This is a genomic window from Curtobacterium sp. MCLR17_036 (assembly GCF_003234445.2).
Classification (GTDB): domain Bacteria; phylum Actinomycetota; class Actinomycetes; order Actinomycetales; family Microbacteriaceae; genus Curtobacterium.
This window is the reverse complement of record NZ_CP126269.1, coordinates 873,124-889,318: the sequence shown is the minus strand read 5'-3', so window position 1 is coordinate 889,318 and position 16,195 is coordinate 873,124. Positions and strand designations below refer to the sequence as shown.

Genomic DNA, 16,195 nt, shown 5'->3' with positions numbered 1-16,195 from the left:
CGGCGCGACCGCGACCGGCGAGCACCCAGGAAGGACCACGACGACGTGACCGACACCACTGCGACCGACACCGCCGAGACCGAGTTCCGCATCGAGCACGACACCATGGGCGAGGTCCGGGTGCCGCGGTCGGCGCTCTACCGGGCCCAGACGCAGCGCGCCGTCGAGAACTTCCCGATCTCGGGCACCGGGCTCGAGTCGGCGCAGATCGTGGCCCTCGCCCGCATCAAGCGCGCCGCGGCGATCGTGAACGGCGAACTCGGCATCGTCGAGCCGGCCGTCGCCGACGCCATCGCCGGTGCGGCCGACCTGATCATCGGCGGGCAGCACCACGACCAGTTCCCCGTCGACGTCTACCAGACCGGCAGCGGCACCTCGTCGAACATGAACATGAACGAGGTCCTGGCGACGCTGGCGTCGGACATCGCCGGCTCGGCGGTGCACCCGAACGACCACGTCAACGCGTCGCAGTCCTCGAACGACGTCTTCCCCACCTCGGTCCACGTCGCCGTGACCGAGGCACTGCTCCGCACCCTCGTGCCCGCGCTCGAGCACCTCGCCGAGTCGCTCGAGGCGAAGGCCACCCTGTGGGCCGACGCCGTGAAGTCCGGCCGCACGCACCTGATGGACGCGACCCCGGTCACCCTCGGCCAGGAGTTCGGCGGCTACGCACGCCAGATCCGCCTCGGCATCGAGCGCGTGCAGGCGACGCTCCCCCGCGTCGCCGAGGTCCCGCTCGGCGGCACCGCGGTCGGTACCGGCATCAACACCCCGACCGGTTTCCCACAGCGGGTGATCGCCCAACTCGCGAGCGACACCGACCTGCCGATCACCGAGGCGGTCGACCACTTCGAGGCGCAGGGCGCACGCGACGCCCTGGTCGAGGCGTCGGGTGCGCTCAAGGTGCTCGCGGTCAGCCTGACGAAGATCAACAACGACCTGCGGTGGATGGGTTCCGGGCCGAACACGGGCCTGGGTGAGCTGCACATCCCCGACCTGCAGCCGGGTTCGTCGATCATGCCCGGCAAGGTGAACCCGGTGATCCCCGAGGCCACCCTGATGGTCGGCGCCCGGGTGATCGGCAACGACGCCACGATTGCCTGGGCCGGCGCGTCCGGTGCCTTCGAGCTCAACGTCGCGATCCCGGTCATGGGCACGGCGCTGCTCGAGTCGATCCGCCTGCTCGCGAACAGCTCGCGGGTGCTCGCCGACAAGACCATCGACGGGCTCCAGGCGAACCTCGAGCGGGCGCGGGCCTTCGCCGAGTCCTCGCCGTCGATCGTGACCCCGCTCAACCGCGTGATCGGTTACGAGGCGGCCGCCAAGGTCGCGAAGTACGCGGTCGCCGAGGGCATCACCGTGCGCGAGGCCGTCGTCGCCCTCGGGCACGTCGAGCGCGGCGAGGTCACCGAGGCGCAGCTCGACGAGGCCCTCGACGTCCTGAGCATGACCCACCCGAGCTGACGCAGCGAGACGTCACGACGGACGGACGGGAGGCGCGGTGCCAGCTGGCACCGCGCCTCCCGTCCGTCGCGCGCGCAGCGTCGGCGCGCCCGCGCCCGCGGCGGAACCACGGAACGGACACAGCACCGCGGACATCCGCGGTGCTGTGTCCGGAACCTGGTTCCGAGGCCGGCCGGAGCCGGCTCCGGCCGGAGCCGAGCCCCGGCCGAAGCCGCGTCCCTACACGAGGTCGGGCGAGTCGAGCAGGTCGGTCACGAGCGCGGCGATGGCCGAGCGCTCGGACCGGGTCAGCGTGACGTGGGCGAACAGGGGGTGCCCCTTCAGCCGCTCGATGACCGAGGCGATGCCGTCGTGCCGGCCGACCCGCAGGTTGTCCCGCTGTGCGACGTCGTGGGTGAGCACCACCCGCGAGTTCTGCCCGATGCGGGACAGCATCGTGAGCAGCACGTTGCGCTCGAGGGACTGGGCCTCGTCCACGATGACGAACGCGTCGTGCAGGGACCGGCCGCGGATGTGCGTGAGCGGGAGCACCTCGAGCATGCCCCGCTCGACGACCTCGTCGAGGACGTTGTCCGACACCAGGGCACCGAGGGTGTCGTAGACCGCCTGCGCCCACGGGTTCATCTTCTCCGAGGCGTCGCCCGGCAGGAACCCGAGCTCCTGGCCGCCCACGGCGTAGAGCGGGCGGAAGACCATGATCTTCTTGTGCTGCTGGCGTTCGAGCACCGCCTCGAGCCCGGCGCACAGGGCGAGCGCCGACTTGCCCGTGCCGGCGCTGCCGCCGAGCGAGACGATGCCGATCTCGGGGTCGAGCAGCGCGTCGATCGCGAGCCGCTGCTCCGCCGACCGGCCGCGGAGGCCGAAGACCTCGCGGTCCCCGCGCACGAGCGCGACGGCGCCCGCGGTGTGCACGCGGCCGAGTGCCGAGCCCCGCTCCGAGTGGATGACGACGCCGGTGTTCACGGGGACGTCCGCCAGGTCGGCGGAGCGGATCTCCTCCTTGTCGTAGAGGTCCGCCATCTGGTCGCCGGACACCTGCAGGTCGGTGATGCCGGTGTAGCCGGAGTCGACCGCGAGTTCCGCGCGGTACTCCTCGGCCGCCATGCCGATCGACGATGCCTTGACCCGGAGCGGCAGGTCCTTCGACACGACGACGACGTCGAGGCCGTCGTTCTTGAGGTTCGATGCGACGGCGAGGATCCGGGAGTCGTTGTCCCCGAGCTGCAGCCCCGACGGCAGGACGGACTGGTTGGAGTGGTTCAGCTCGACGCGGAAGGAGCCGCCGTCACCGATCGCGATCGGGAAGTCGAGTCGTTCGTGCTCGATGCGCAGCTCGTCGAGGAGCCGGAGGGCCTGCCGCGCGAAGTACCCGATCTCGGGGTCGGCGCGCTTCGCCTCGAGTTCGCTGACGACCACGACGGGCAGGACGACGGCGTGCTCGGCGAAGCGGAACAACGCCCGCGGATCGCTGAGGAGCACCGAGGTGTCGAGCACGTACGTGCGCTGGGCGACCGGTGCGGACGAGTCCGCGGTGCGCTGCTGGGAGGTACCGCGTGAGACGTTCTGAGAGGTCACGACCACTCCATCCCCGGGCCGCGTTCGGCCCGGTCCATGTCCTCGAACGCGGCCGTGGAGCGGGTCCCGAAGCACCGACTGTGGCCGCTTCGATCGGGCGCGGTGCCCGATGGGGACAAGCTACGTCCGGCCCCCGACACAGCGCCAGCGACACGCGGTCCGCACGGTGACGCCCACGTGAACAACGCGGCGCGCGGCGCGCGACGCGGTCGGGCTGATCGGCCGACTGGTCACGAACTGTCGGCTGCGGCCGCTCCGGCCGACAAGTGGTGACCGCCCGGCGGACGTGAGCGGCGTGTGGTGACCGCTCGCCTGCTGCGGCCGGGAGGCCCGTGGCGGCCTGGCACCGCGCCTCCAGTCCGTCCGTTGGTCGCGACTCGTCGCGCGGGGTGCCCGGACCGGTCACGAACGGTCGGGTGGGACGGTGCCAGCCGACAGGTGGTGACCACCCGGCGGACGTGAGCGGGGTGTCGTGACCGCTCGCCTGCCCCGGACGGGCGGCACACGACGCTGCTACCGCAGCGTCGCGTACGAGACGCAGGCGTCCCGGAACATGCCGAGTGTCTCGTCGGTGGTCGAGGCGAAGACGGACACCCGTGCGACCCCGAGCCGCGTCGTCGCGGTGACGCCGTGGTTGTGCAGCGCCGCGGACAGCGCGGTCAACCCGCCCTGCGGCGGGCGGAGCACGACGATGCCGGCGCGCTCGGCGGGGTCGCGGCTCGACTCGACCTCGAGGCCGAACTCGTCCGCGATGTCGAACACCCGCTCGACGCGCTCGGCGACCCGCTGCTGCACGGCCGCGGTGCCGACCTCGGTCAGGCGGTCGAGCGACACCGCGAGCCGCGCCTGGGCGACCGGGTCGGTGCGGGTCATCTGGTAGCCGGCGGCCCCCGGGCGGACCGAGGGCACCTCGAGCGGCCACCCGGTCGTGCCGTGCGGGCCGGAGAGCGCGGGACGCAGCCGGTTCAGGGCGCGGTCGCTGAACGCCGCGAAGCCGGTGCCCCAGCCGGCGTGCAGCCACTTCTGGCCGCCGGTGGCGACGACGTCGGCGAGTTCGTACGGGGCGTCGACGACGCCGAAGCCCTGGATGGCGTCGAGGACGAGCAGGCGGTCGCCGATGACCTCGCGGATGCCCGCGAGGTCCGCCAGGTAGCCGGTGCGCCAGTCGACCAGGGACACCGCGACCGCGGTGACGTCGTCGGTCAGGCGCTCGCGGATGAGCGACGGGGTCATCCAGCCGGCTCCGGACTCGATGACGACGGGCTGCACCCGGCCGCCCGTCGCCGACGCGGCACTGGCCAGTGCGAGGGGCAGCGACGGGTACTCGTCGGCGGACACGAGCACACCGCCGGTCATCCCGAAGGCGGCGTGCAGCAGGCCCGGGGTGGTCGCGGTCTGCGAGACGACCTGGTCCTCGCGGCGGCCGACGAGCCGGGCGGCGACCGTGCGGACGCGGGCATCCTGCTCGTCGAGGGTCTCCATCGCGCCGAAGCGCATGTGGGCCTGGATGGTGCCGAGGACGCGCTGCTCCTCGAGCACGGCGGTCTGCACGGGGCCGAACGCGGCGTGGTCGAGGTAGCCGGGGTCCTCGGAGAAACCGGCGGCGTACTCGTCGATGTTCACAGGGCGCACCTTTCGCAGGACAACCCGGTGAGCTTACTGGGAGCCGCTTCCGACCGACGAACCGGGGTGCGCCGAGTGGCCTGCCCGTCGGCGACGCGACGGACCGGTCGCTGCCGCGCTCAGCCGCCGAAGCGCCGCGACCGCAGCCCGAAGTCGCGCACGGCGCGCAGGAAGTCGACCTCGCGCAGGTCGGGGTAGAGCGCCTCGACGAAGTAGAACTCGCTGTGCGCGCTCTGCCAGAGCATGAAGTCGGACAACCGCTGCTCGCCCGAGGTGCGGATGACGAGGTCGGGGTCCGGCTGCCCCTGGGTGTACAGGTGGTCGCCGATGAGCTCCGGCGTCAGGACCTCGGCCAGGGTGTCGATCGTGCCGCCGCCGGCCCCGTGGGCCTGCACGATGCTGCGCATGGCATCGGCGATCTCACGGCGTCCGCCGTACCCGACCGCCAGGTTGACGTGCAGCCCGGTGCGTCCGGTGGTGCGGGCCTCGGCCCGTTCGAGCGCGGCGACGAGCGGTGCGGGCAGCCCCTCGTTCGAGCCGACGTGCTGCACCCGCCAGTCCCGGTTGTCGGCGAGCACCCCGGCGAGGTCGGCGATGATGCCGACGAGTTCCTCGAGCTCGCGGCCGCCGCGGCCGGTCAGGTTGTCGGCGGAGAGCAGGTAGAGCGTCACGACCTCGATGCCGAGGTCGTCGCACCACGTCAGGAACTCCGGGATCTTCGCGGCCCCGGCACGGTGGCCGTGCGCGGCGGACTCGAGCCCGAGCTGCTTCGCCCAGCGACGGTTGCCGTCGACGATCATGGCGACGTGCTTCGGCTTCGCGGAGCCGTCGATCCGACGCCGGATGCGGCTCTGGTAGGCGCGGTAGAGGATCCCTCGTCCTGCCCATCCCAGCCTGCCGGTCACGGCACCGAGCGTAGTGCACCCCCGCACGGCACGTCCCGAGTGCCCAGCCGACGTCCCGTCGATCCCCCGCCGACTCGGGGCGGGCGTCCGGCCGCTGGCCCTAGGGTCGGACCATGCAGGACGAACGCGACACGACGACACTCCCCCACGTCCCGTTCACCGACGAGGCCGCGTCGGCCGGTCCGGTCGCCGACGAACCGCGGCCCGCCTGGCGCGGCTGGATCCACCTCGGCGCGTTCCCGTTCGCCGTCGCGATGGGGATCGTGCTCATCGTGCTGGCCGGCAGCACCGCCGCGAAGGTCGGCAGTGCCGTCTTCATGGCGACGTCGCTGGCGATGTTCGGGGTGTCGGCGACCTACCACCGGTTCCCGTGGGGGCCGACGGTCAAGCGGGTGCTCAAGCGCATCGACCACACGAACATCCTGCTGCTCATCTCGGGCACGTACACGCCGATCGCGATCTGCGCCCTGCCCCACGGGCTCATGGTGGGCGTGCTCTGGGTCATGTGGTCCGGCGCCGCACTCGGCATCGCGTTCCGGGTGCTCTGGGTCGACGCGCCGCGGTGGCTGTACGTGCCGATCTACCTCGTGCTCGGGTGCGCGGCGCTCGGCTTGCTGCCGCAGTTCTTCGCGGCCAGCGTGCCGATGACCGTGCTGGTGCTCTCGGGTGGGCTCGCCTACGTCATCGGGGCCGTCGTGTACGGCTTCAAGCGGCCGAACCCGGCCCCGACGGTGTTCGGCTTCCACGAGGTCTTCCACGCGCTGACCGTCGTCGCCTTCGCCGCGCAGTGGGCCGGCGTCCTCATCGTCGCCCTCGATCCGGTGCGCTGAGCACCTCGACCCGGTGCGCCGAGCAGCTCGCCCCGACGCGCCGAGCAACTCGCCCCGGTGCACTGAGCAGTTCGCCCCGCTGCACTGAACAGCTCGCCCCGCGCGCTCGACCCGCTGGCCGCCCCGGGTCGTCGTGCAGTGGCGGCTAGCCGCGCTCGGTGTCGTCCCCGACGTCGGCGCGCCCGTCCTCGGTGGCTCGGCGCTCCGGCTCGTCCGTCGCGGCACCGCCCTCGGCGGAGCCGTTGACCGCCGCCTCGAGCCGCTCGCGCACCTCGGCGCGGTAACGGGTGCGGCGGATGCGCCGCGTCATGTCGACGACGAGCAGGATCGTCACGATCGCGACGAGGGCGATCGCGATGAACCCGACGACACCAGGGGTGACGTCGACGTCCGGGACGACCGACGGACTGGGGGTGGGGGTGGCGGCGAGTGCCGCCGCGATGGTGCTCACGCGGTCGTTTCCTTGTCGGCAGGGATCCCGGCGAACAGGTCGGTCTCCGGGAGGTCGGTCGGCACTCGCGACTCGACGAGCTGGTAGTCCTCGGTCGGCCACACCGTCGCGAGCAGGTCGTTCGGCCAGTAGAAGAAGGCGCTGTCCGGCGGCACCTGGCTGGCGTGCGCACGCAGCGCGGCGTCGCGGGCGTCGAAGTGCTCGTGCACGTCGACGTGCGTGGTGGCGAGGTCCGGCCGGTCCGCGAACCGCTCGACCCACTCGCGCAGCTGCTCGACGGCGGGGCTGTCCGGGTCGCGGTCGCGCAGCGCCTCGAAGATCGTGCGGAAGCGGCGCGGGTTCATCGTGCGCTCGTAGTAGAGCTTCGCGATCGACCACGGCGCACCGGCGTCCGGGTACGCCGAGGGGTCGGCGGCGGCGGTCCACGCGGCCATCGAGACCTCGTGCGTGCGGATGTGGTCGGGGTGCGGGTAGCCGCCGTTCTCGTCGTAGGTGACGAGCACGTGCGGGCGGAACCGCCGGACCACGCGGACGAGCGCCTCGGTCGAGTACTCGAGCGGGACCGTCGAGAACGTGCCGGGGCGCACGGTCTCGCCCTTCTCGGCGTCCGGCAACCCGGAGTCGTGGTAGCCGAGCCACAGGTGGTCGATGCCGAGCGCAGCCTGGGCGGCGGCCATCTCGGTGCGACGGTACCCGGCCATGTCGCGGTGGGCCCGGCTCGTGGCGGGTTCGCCGAGCTGGTCGTTGAGGATGTCACCGGCCTCGCCGCCGGTGCACGAGACGACGAGGACCTGGTGGCCGTCGGCGACGTACTTCGCGGCGGTCGCCGCACCCTTGCTCGACTCGTCGTCGGGGTGGGCGTGGACGGCCAGCAGGCGGTACGGCACAGGACTTCCTCACGTGGCTGAGCGGGCTGAGCAGGGGACGAGCAGCGAGGGCACGGAGCGCGGACCCCGCGCGCGGGCAGCGCACAGCGACACGTGAACTACCCTGGGATCAGGATAATCACCCCGGGAGCCCCGAACTGTCCGATCAGCTGCACACCGCCACCCTCGACGAGCGCTACGGCCGCACCCCGGCCCGGGCCCGTCGCAGCAAGGTCGTCGCGATCGCCGCCGCGATCGGCGTGGTGGTGGTGTTCGGTGCCTGGGTGGTCTGGGCCGGTCTCGACCAGTCCGACCGCGGGCTCACCGACGACGTCATCGGGTACGAGGTCCTGTCCGACCACAGCACGGTCGTGCACTCCCAGGTCTCGGTCGACCCGGGTGTCGAGGCGAAGTGCGCCGTGCAGGTCCTGGACAAGAGCTACTCGATCGTGGGGTGGAAGGAGATCACCCTCCCCGCCTCGGACCAGCGCACCCGCAGCGTCAGCACCGAGGTCACGACCACGATCCGTGGCGTCACCGGCTTGATCCACGACTGCTGGGTTCCCTAGACTGTCGTGATTCGCCCCTCGAGACCGACCACTCGGCCGGTCTCGTTTTTTCTTGGTCGAAGGGACTGAAGATGAGCAACGACACGCAGGTCACCTGGCTGACCCAAGAGGCGCACGACCGCCTCCAGGCGGAGCTCGACGAGCTGAGCGGCGAGGGCCGCGCCGAGATCGCGCGCCGCATCGAGGCCGCCCGCGAAGAAGGCGACCTCAAGGAGAACGGCGGCTACCACGCCGCGAAGGACGAGCAGGGCAAGATCGAGGCGCGCATCCGCGTCCTCACCGACCTGCTCAAGCACGCCACCGTCAGCGAGGCCACGTTCGACGGCACCGTCGAGCCCGGCACCGTCGTGACCGCGGTCATCGCCGGCGACGAGTCGACGTTCCTGGTCGGCAGCCGCGAGATCGTCGCCGAGGGCTCCGACCTCACCGTCTACAGCCCGGTCAGCCCCGTCGGCGCCGCGATCGTCGGCCTCAAGGCCGGCGACGAGGCGACCTACACGGCGCCCAACGGCAAGGAGATCGCCGTCAAGGTGGTCGCCATCGAGCGTTACGAGCCGTAGACCCGGCCCGGTACGGACAGGAGGCCCGTGGCGACACCGCCACGGGCCTCCTGTCCGTCTGCCGGTCGCGTCCCCGCGACACGGTGGACGTCGTACGACAGCGATGTCGTCGCGGACACCGGTTCGCGGCGGCCGCGACGACGGCCGCGAGCTAGTGCTCGAGCAGCTCCGGGCGGAACCCGACCTCGTGCAGGCGCTGCATGACCTCCTGCGCGTGCTCCGGGCCGCGTGACTCGATCGACAGGTCGAGCGCGACCTCGTTGATGACGAGCCCCTGGCCGTGGCGGGTGTGCAGCACCTCGACCACGTTGGCCCCGGCGTCCGAGATGACCTGCGCGACCCGTGCGAGCTGCCCCGGACGGTCGGGCAGCATGATCCGGATGCCGATGTAGCGCGACGCGGCGACGAGCCCGCGGGTGATCACGCGCTCCATCATGAGCGGGTCGATGTTGCCCCCGCTCAGCAGCACCACCGTGCGACCGGTGTCACGGACCGCGCCGGACATGATGGCCGCGACGCCGACGGCCCCGGCGGCCTCGACCACGAGCTTCGCCCGTTCGAGCAGGACGAGCAGCGCGCGGGCGGTCTCGTCGTCGGAGACCGTGACGATGTCGTCGACCAGGTCGCGGATGATCGGGAAGTTCCAGTCGCCGGGTCGCGCGACCGCGATGCCGTCGGCGATCGTCGGCGTCGTCGTGATGGTGACCGGCTCGCCCGCGCGGATCGACGACGGGTAGGCGGCGGCGTTCTCGGCCTGCACCCCGATGACCTTGATCTCGCGGCCGAGGCGCTCGGCCATGCCCTTGACGGCCAGCGCGATGCCGGAGATCACGCCGCCGCCGCCGATCGGCACGACGACCGTGTCGACGTCGGGCACCTGGTCGATGATCTCGAGCCCGAGGGTGCCCTGCCCGGCGATGACCGCGGGGTGGTCGAACGGCGGGATGAAGACGGCCCCCGTGTGCGCGGCGAAGTCCTTCGCGGCGCTCAGTGCCTCTTCCACGGAGTGGCCGCGCAGCACGACGTCCGCGCCGTAGTGCCGGGTGGCCTGGAGCTTCGGCAGGGCGACGCCGACCGGCGTGAAGATCGTTGCCGGGATCCCGAGCTCGCGGGCCGCGAGCGCGACGCCCTGGGCGTGGTTGCCGGCGCTGGCCGCGACGACGCCCTTCGCCCGCTGCTCGGGGGACAGGGTGGACAGCCGGTTGTAGGCGCCGCGGACCTTGTACGCGCCGGTGCGCTGCAGGTTCTCGCACTTCAGGTGCACCGGGGAGCCGAGGACCTCGGCGAGGAACTGCGAGGTCTCCATCGGGGTGACCCGGGCGACACCGGCGATGGTCCGCTGCGCTGCCTCGATGTCCGCCAGGGTGGGGGTCGCGGCGAGGGTCTGCGGCGCGGGGCTGGTGTCGGTCACGGGACCATCATCGTCGTTCCCGGCCGCCGCGGCGAACTCGTGACGTCGGCTCAGCCCGCGGTGCCCTTCTCCGCGGTCGGCTGCTGGTCCGAGCCGGGCGGCGGGACGTCGCCGTTGCGACGACGGAGCTTGAGGACCCGGCGGCGGCGCTTCGAGGCGACGTTCGCGTCGTGGGCGTCGCGCTTGGCCTCGAGCACGTGGTCGGAGTCCATCGTGCGCCACCGACCGCTCGAGATCGTCGTGACCATCGAGTTGACGGTCGCGATGAGCGGCACGGCGAAGAACGCCCCCGCGATGCCCGCGATGCCGGACGCCGCCGTGACGCCGAGGACGACGGCGAGCGGGTGCACCTTGACCGCGCTGCCTATGACGAGCGGCTGCAGGATGTGCCCCTCGACCTGCTGCACGATGAGGATCACGAGGAGCATCCAGACGGCGGCCGCCCACCCGTTGAAGACGAGGGCGACGAAGACGGCCAGGAACCCGGTGACGATCGCACCGACGACCGGGATGAACGAGCCGAGGAACACGAACACGGCGATCGGCACGACGAGCGGGAGCTGCAGGATCGCGGCGCCGAGGCCGATGCCGACCGCGTCCACGAACGCGACGAAGATCTGCACGCGGATGAAGCTCGTCAGGGTCGTCCAGCCGGCGACGCCCGCGCCGTCGATCGCGCTCCTGGCGTTCTTCGGGAACAGCCGGACGGTCCACCGCCAGACGTTCTTGCCGTCGATGAGCAGGAAGATCACGGTGAAGATGACGATGAACAGGCCGGTGAGCAGGTGCGTCAGCGACGAGCCGGCGCTCGCGACCCCGGACAGGATGGAACCGGAGTTGCTCTGCAGCCAGTCGGTCGCCTGGTTCAGGTACGAGTTGAGGTCCTTCTGGCTGATGCCGAGGCCCGAGTCGAGGACGAACTGCCGGATGTTGTCGTACTGCGAGAGCGTGCGGTCGCGGAGCGAGGGGTAGGCCGCGGCGATCTGGTCGACGACGAGCCAGATGAGCGCCCCCACGGCCGCGATGCCCCCGACCAGGCTGACGACGACCGCGATCCACTTCGGCACGTGGTGGCGCTGCATCCAGTTCGACAGCGGCACCAGGAGCGCGGCGACGACGATCCCGATGAGGAAGGGGATGAGGATCTCGCTGAACAGCGTCACCAGGTAGACGAACACCGCGACGACGCCGACCACGACGAGCACACGCCAGGACCACGCCCCGGCGATCCGCATGCCGGCGGGTACCGCGTCGTCGACCACGACCGGTTCGGATTGCGTCTTCTTGCCCCATGCCATGCGGCCGAGCCTACTGGCGCGCAGCCGGTCGGGTACCGCGTGCGGCATGGACGGCCCGACGGGGCTGTCGGCGCGAGCCGGTACCGTCAGGGCATGGTCAGGACCACGCTCTCCGCCGCCGAGGCACGACGGGTCGCACTCGCCGCGCAGGGGTTCGGACGGCCCCCGTCGACGGACGTCCCGACCCGGTCGGTGAACGTCGCGATCGCGCGGCTCGGGCTGCTGCAGATCGACTCGGTCAACGTGTTCGAGCGCAGTCACTACCTGCCGCTGTTCGCCCGGCTCGGTGCGTACGACCGGTCGACGCTCGACCGGTTGACCCTCGGCCGCACCGGGCCGTACACCGAGTACTGGGCGCACGAGGCCGCCTTCATCCCGCGCGACGACCTGCGGCTGTTCCGCTGGCGGATGGACGCGTTCCGCGAACGCGACGCCGGGCCGACCCGGGCCGAGGGCGTCGCCCGCACCGAGTCCGTCCGGCACGAGCTCCGCGCGCTCCTGCGTGCCGAGGGCCCGATGCGTGCCAGCGCCGTCGAGCACGAGTCGAACGTGCGACGCGGGCCCTGGTGGGGGTGGAGCGACGTCAAGACCGGACTCGAGCAGATGTTCCGCTGGGGCGAGGTCGTCAGCGCCGGCCGCTCCGGCTTCGAGCGGGTCTACGCACTGCCCGAGCAGGTGCTGCCCGCCGGGTTCCTCGAGACCGCCCCGCCGCGCGCCGAGGCGGTGCGGGACCTCGTCCGGCAGGCCACACGGGCGCTCGGGGTCGGCACTCGAGCGGACGTCGCCGACTACTACCGACTGCGGGCGGACGACACCGCGACCGCCATCGCCGAGCTCACCGCCGCCGGGGAGCTCCTGCCGGTCACGGTCGAGGGGTGGCGTGAGCGGGCCTGGCTGCACCCGGACGCGGCGGTTCCCCGACGGGTGCGCGTGGACGCCGTCCTGAGCCCCTTCGACCCGGTCGTCTGGTTCCGGCGACGAGCCGAGCGGATGTACGGGTTCCACTACCGGATCGAGATCTACACGCCGGCGCCGAAGCGGGTGTTCGGCTACTACGTGCTGCCGGTGCTGCAGGACGACCGCCTGGTGGGTCGCATCGACCTGAAGAGCGACCGGCAGCGCGGGGTCCTGCGGGTGCGCACGGCCTGGCAGGAGCCGGGCGAGCACCTCGACCCCGACCGCCTGGCGGACACCCTGCGCCGCACCGCTGCGTGGCAGGGCCTGGACGGGCTCGAGGTCACCGACCGCGGGACCGCTGCCGCACCGCTCGCCGCGGCCCTCGGCCTCGCGCTCGTGCCGCACGAGGTCACCGACGACGCCGACGCGCCGGCCCCGGAGACCGCGACCGACGGCGACTGAACGCGCGGCGACGTCCGCCGCTCGTCAGCGCCGACCCGGACGTCGGTGTCCGTCCGTCAGAACTGGACGCGCGGGGGTTCCGCGATGGCCGCCGGTTCGGCGGTCTCGAAGAACGTGGCCTCGGCGAAGCCACGCTTCTTCGCGATGGTCGAGTTCGGGAAGACGCGGATCTTCGTGTTGAGCTCGCGGACACCGCCGTTGTACGAACGCCGTGCCGACTGGATCTTGTCCTCGGTGTCGACCAGCTCGGACTGCAGCTGCAGGAAGCCCTGGCTCGACTGCAGCTGCGGGTACCCCTCGGCCACGGTGAAGACGCTCTTCAGCGCCTTCTGCATGTGCCCCTCGGCCGTCGACGCGGCGGAGGCGTCCCCGGCGGCGAGGGTCTCGGTGCGGGCGCGGCTGACGTCGTCGAAGACGGACTTCTCGTGGCTCGCGTACCCCTGCACGGTGTCGACGATCGTCGGGATCAGCTCGGCTCGCTCCTGCACGTGCACGGCGATGTCGCTCCAGGCCTGGTCGACGCGGCCCTTGAGCGAGACGAGCGCGTTGTCCGTCACCCAGAGGTAGATCCCGATGATCACCAGGACGACCACCACCACTCCGACGACGATGAGCGTCGTGACGAGTCCGGTGTCCATGAGGGCGTACTCCTTTGCGCGTCGGGATCCGCGGTGCTGCGAGGCCGGAACGGCCAACGAGGAGTCTATCGACGCGCGGCCGACCCTCTCGTCCGCCCCCGGGGTTCACGGACGATTCCCGCGTCACGCACACCCCGCGTTCGGACAGCGGCCCGCCGCAGGCGGTTGCCGGACATCATCCGCCAGGTGTATTGACCCGACGCGCCCCATCCCGTGGGATGGAGGCAGTGACTACACGCGGGGAGAACGTGGACGAACGGGCCGTCGGGGGCGACGGCCCTCGTCGCCGTCCCCGGGCGACCGTCGTCGCTGCGGCCACGGCGACCCTCGTCGCCGTGCTGCTCGGTCTCGCGGTCGCCCCGGCGACGGCGTCCGCGTCGGCCTCGCACACCGGGGGGTCCTCGGTGGCGGCGGCGACCTCGCAGCCCCCGCCCGTCCGGGTGGCCCCGCCGCCGTCCGCCCGACCCGTCGTGCCGACTCCGACGCCGTCCGAGGGGATTGTCGCCGCACCCACCATCGCCGACCCCGGCGACGTGACGAGCAGCACGGCCCGCTTCCACGGCACCGGCGTCCCCGGCCACCGGGTCCGGGTGGGCGGTCCCGCGTCGACCGGCTCCGCCGGGTGCACCGCCGCGGTGTCGGCCGGTGGCGGTTGGTCGTGCTTCGCGACCCTCCGGTCCGGCCCGCAACAGGTCTTCACGGTGCACGACGTCACCGACCCCGCGCTCCCGCCGTCGAGCGCCCCGGCTGCCGACGTCATCGTCCCGCCCACGGTCACGGGCGACCGGGTCACGAGCGGCACGGTCGCCGGCACCGGGTTCCCCGGGTCCGACGTGACCGTCTCGGTCACCGGGTCGTCGGTGCAGGCCACCGGCGTCGTCGGGTCCGACGGTCGCTGGGTGGTCGCGCTGCCCGCCGGGTCCGACTCCCGGCTCACCGTGACGGCCACGCAGACCGCCAGCACCGCCCGCGGCTACCGCTCCGACCTGCGCAGCGCCTCGTCCGCCCCGGTGGTGCTCACCGTCGACCGCTCCGCACCCGAGGCGCCGCGGATCACCTCGCCCGACACCGGCGAGCGGGTCGGTACCCGGGCGACCACGGTGCGCGGCACCGGTGAGCCCGGCGCCGGCGTCACCGTCTACGTCGACCGTGCCCCCGTCTGCCGGACCGACGTCGGACCGGACGGATCGTGGTCCTGCTCGACGGCGGGTTCCACCCTGCGCCAGGGTGTGCACGACATCACGGCGACGCAGCACGACGCCGCCGGCAACTACTCGCGGTCGTCGACGGCGGTCCGGGTCCTGGTCGCGGGGGTGGTCGGGCTGCCGACCGGCCCGTCCGGCACCCCCGGTGCCCCGACGAGCGGCGCGTCCGCGCCCACCGACGGCGGGCAGCACGGGACCCCCGGCGCGAGCAGCCGCCCGACGGACGCCGCCGGCACCCCGGGTCCGGCAGGGCCGACCGCCCCAGGTGGCACCGGGACGCCGGGGAACACCGGCAGCACCGGCAGCGTCGGCGGGGTCGGAGCGGTCGACGGCGGCGGGGCGGACGGTCCTGCCGGAGCGACCGTCGGCGGTCGACCGGACTGGACGGGCACGGCTGGCGACTGGACCGCCACCACCACCTACGACCGCACCGTCCCCCCGATCCAGGCGGTGTTCTCGTGGCGGACGGTCCTCGTCGCGACCGCCGTCGCCGCAGGGTTCCTGCTGCTCGTCGCGGCGCCGCTCGCCCTCGCCGCCGGCGTTGCCCGCGGACGCGTCCGACCGCCCTTCGCCGGGCTGCTCGGCCGCAACCGCGCCCGTTCCGACCGCTCCCGCGCCGACGACGTCCTGCCGACCCGGGTCTCGATCGGCATCGCGGTCGCGGTCGCCTCGCTCGTCGCACTGCTCGGGGTCGGGGTGTCCCTCGAGGCCCGCTACGTCCGGCTCGCGGTCGCCGTCCTGCTCGGCACCGCCGTCCTCACCGCGGCCGTCGTGCTCGTGACCCGCTGGGCGGCCGGACCGGAACACCGCACCGTCGGCTTCCGGGTGTCGCCGTGGCTCGTCCTCGCCGCGCTGGTCGCGTGCGGGGTCACCCGGGCCGCCGACCTCTCCCCCGCGCTCGTCGTCGGCATGGTGCTCGTGCCGACCGGGCGCCCCGACCTCGGCACGGGGCCGCTCCGCCTCGGCTCCGGCATCGCGGCGAGCGCCCGGAGCGCCGTGTGGCGTACGGTCGCGCTCCTCGGGCTCGCGGCCGCCGGGTGGGTCGTGCACAGCCTGACCGTGAGCGACGGCTTCTGGACGGCGCTCGTCTCCGAGTTCGCCACGACGCTCTGCCTCGGCGGCGTCGGGGCCGTCGTCGCCACGGTGCTGCCCGTCGCCGGGTCCGCCGGCAGCGCGGTGCTCGCGACCTCGCGGACCGGGTACGCCGCCCTCGCCGTCGTCGCCGTCGCCCTGACGGCAGCGGTCTACTCGGGCACCGGTGGGACGCCGGTCCCGCCGGTCCTGCTCGCGACGGCAGCCGCAGCCTGCGTGGCGGCGGCGACCGTCGCGGTGGTCTGGGCGCGCACCACGCGGCCGGGCGCGCACGCCTGAGCCGAACCGAGCCTCCCGTCCGGCCAGCGCGGGTGCCGAACCGCGCACGCGACCACGTGGCTAGTGTGAC

General features: G+C 72.8%; 14 protein-coding genes. 6 read left to right on the top strand and 8 right to left on the bottom strand.

The features are described from left to right. The first annotated feature begins 45 nt into the window (after window positions 1-45). Window positions 46-1,464, top strand: coding sequence for a class II fumarate hydratase (locus tag DEI99_RS04205; RefSeq protein WP_258369349.1), 1,419 nt, complete (start codon window positions 46-48; stop codon window positions 1,462-1,464). A gap of 219 nt (window positions 1,465-1,683) precedes the next feature. Here the strand turns inward: DEI99_RS04205 and phoH2 are convergent, their stop codons facing one another. The 3 genes from phoH2 to DEI99_RS04190 form a co-directional block, all read right to left on the bottom strand. After that, window positions 1,684-3,039, bottom strand: a complete 1,356-nt coding sequence (phoH2, locus tag DEI99_RS04200; protein ID WP_441294384.1) for an RNA 5'-3' helicase PhoH2 — start codon at window positions 3,037-3,039, stop codon at window positions 1,684-1,686. 513 nt (window positions 3,040-3,552) lie between these two features. After that, entirely contained in the window at window positions 3,553-4,662 is a 1,110-nt protein-coding gene (locus DEI99_RS04195) for an aminotransferase class V-fold PLP-dependent enzyme (protein WP_111041563.1), read from the bottom strand. A gap of 119 nt (window positions 4,663-4,781) precedes the next feature. Beyond that, window positions 4,782-5,567: an isoprenyl transferase gene (locus DEI99_RS04190; protein ID WP_175472211.1), complete on the bottom strand. Its 786-nt coding sequence runs from the start codon at window positions 5,565-5,567 to the stop codon at window positions 4,782-4,784. A 113-nt stretch (window positions 5,568-5,680) separates the two neighbouring features. On the opposite strand from DEI99_RS04190, the gene trhA reads away from it, so the two are divergent. Further along, window positions 5,681-6,397 carry a PAQR family membrane homeostasis protein TrhA gene (gene trhA, locus DEI99_RS04185; protein WP_111041564.1) on the top strand — a complete coding sequence of 239 codons (717 nt, stop codon included), beginning with the start codon at window positions 5,681-5,683 and terminating at the stop codon, window positions 6,395-6,397. Between the two features lie 145 nt (window positions 6,398-6,542). On the opposite strand, the gene DEI99_RS04180 is transcribed toward trhA, so the two are convergent. Further along, window positions 6,543-6,848 carry a hypothetical protein gene (locus DEI99_RS04180; RefSeq protein ID WP_111041565.1) on the bottom strand — a complete coding sequence of 102 codons (306 nt, stop codon included), beginning with the start codon at window positions 6,846-6,848 and terminating at the stop codon, window positions 6,543-6,545. Continuing rightward, the gene (gene mca / locus DEI99_RS04175) at window positions 6,845-7,735 is read right to left on the bottom strand and encodes a mycothiol conjugate amidase Mca (protein WP_111041566.1); all 891 of its coding nucleotides are present in this window, start codon (window positions 7,733-7,735) and stop codon (window positions 6,845-6,847) included. Before mca ends, DEI99_RS04180 begins: the two co-directional genes overlap by 4 nt. Before the next feature lie 17 nt (window positions 7,736-7,752). Here mca and DEI99_RS17205 point away from each other — a divergent pair, with 17 nt between their 5' ends. Beyond that, a complete protein-coding gene (locus tag DEI99_RS17205) occupies window positions 7,753-8,283 on the top strand; it encodes a DUF4307 domain-containing protein (RefSeq protein WP_111041567.1) in 531 nt (176 codons plus the stop codon). A gap of 71 nt (window positions 8,284-8,354) precedes the next feature. Beyond that, window positions 8,355-8,843, top strand: coding sequence for a transcription elongation factor GreA (gene greA, locus DEI99_RS04165; RefSeq protein ID WP_071253247.1), 489 nt, complete (start codon window positions 8,355-8,357; stop codon window positions 8,841-8,843). 151 nt (window positions 8,844-8,994) lie between these two features. Here the strand turns inward: greA and ilvA are convergent, their stop codons facing one another. After that, entirely contained in the window at window positions 8,995-10,254 is a 1,260-nt protein-coding gene (gene ilvA / locus DEI99_RS04160) for a threonine ammonia-lyase (protein ID WP_111041568.1), read from the bottom strand. Window positions 10,255-10,304: 50 nt separating this feature from the next. Then, complete coding sequence (locus tag DEI99_RS04155; protein ID WP_258369350.1) at window positions 10,305-11,552, bottom strand: AI-2E family transporter; 1,248 nt, start codon at window positions 11,550-11,552, stop codon at window positions 10,305-10,307. A gap of 93 nt (window positions 11,553-11,645) precedes the next feature. Here DEI99_RS04155 and DEI99_RS04150 point away from each other — a divergent pair, with 93 nt between their 5' ends. Then, window positions 11,646-12,911: a winged helix-turn-helix domain-containing protein gene (locus DEI99_RS04150; protein WP_111041569.1), complete on the top strand. Its 1,266-nt coding sequence runs from the start codon at window positions 11,646-11,648 to the stop codon at window positions 12,909-12,911. A 56-nt stretch (window positions 12,912-12,967) separates the two neighbouring features. Here DEI99_RS04150 and DEI99_RS04145 read toward each other — a convergent pair whose 3' ends face one another. Then, a complete protein-coding gene (locus DEI99_RS04145; protein WP_111041570.1) occupies window positions 12,968-13,549 on the bottom strand; it encodes a LemA family protein in 582 nt (193 codons plus the stop codon). 227 nt (window positions 13,550-13,776) lie between these two features. Between DEI99_RS04145 and DEI99_RS04140 the strand changes: the two genes are divergently transcribed. Then, window positions 13,777-16,125 carry an Ig-like domain-containing protein gene (locus tag DEI99_RS04140; RefSeq protein ID WP_146247101.1) on the top strand — a complete coding sequence of 783 codons (2,349 nt, stop codon included), beginning with the start codon at window positions 13,777-13,779 and terminating at the stop codon, window positions 16,123-16,125. Window positions 16,126-16,195: the final 70 nt, after the last annotated feature.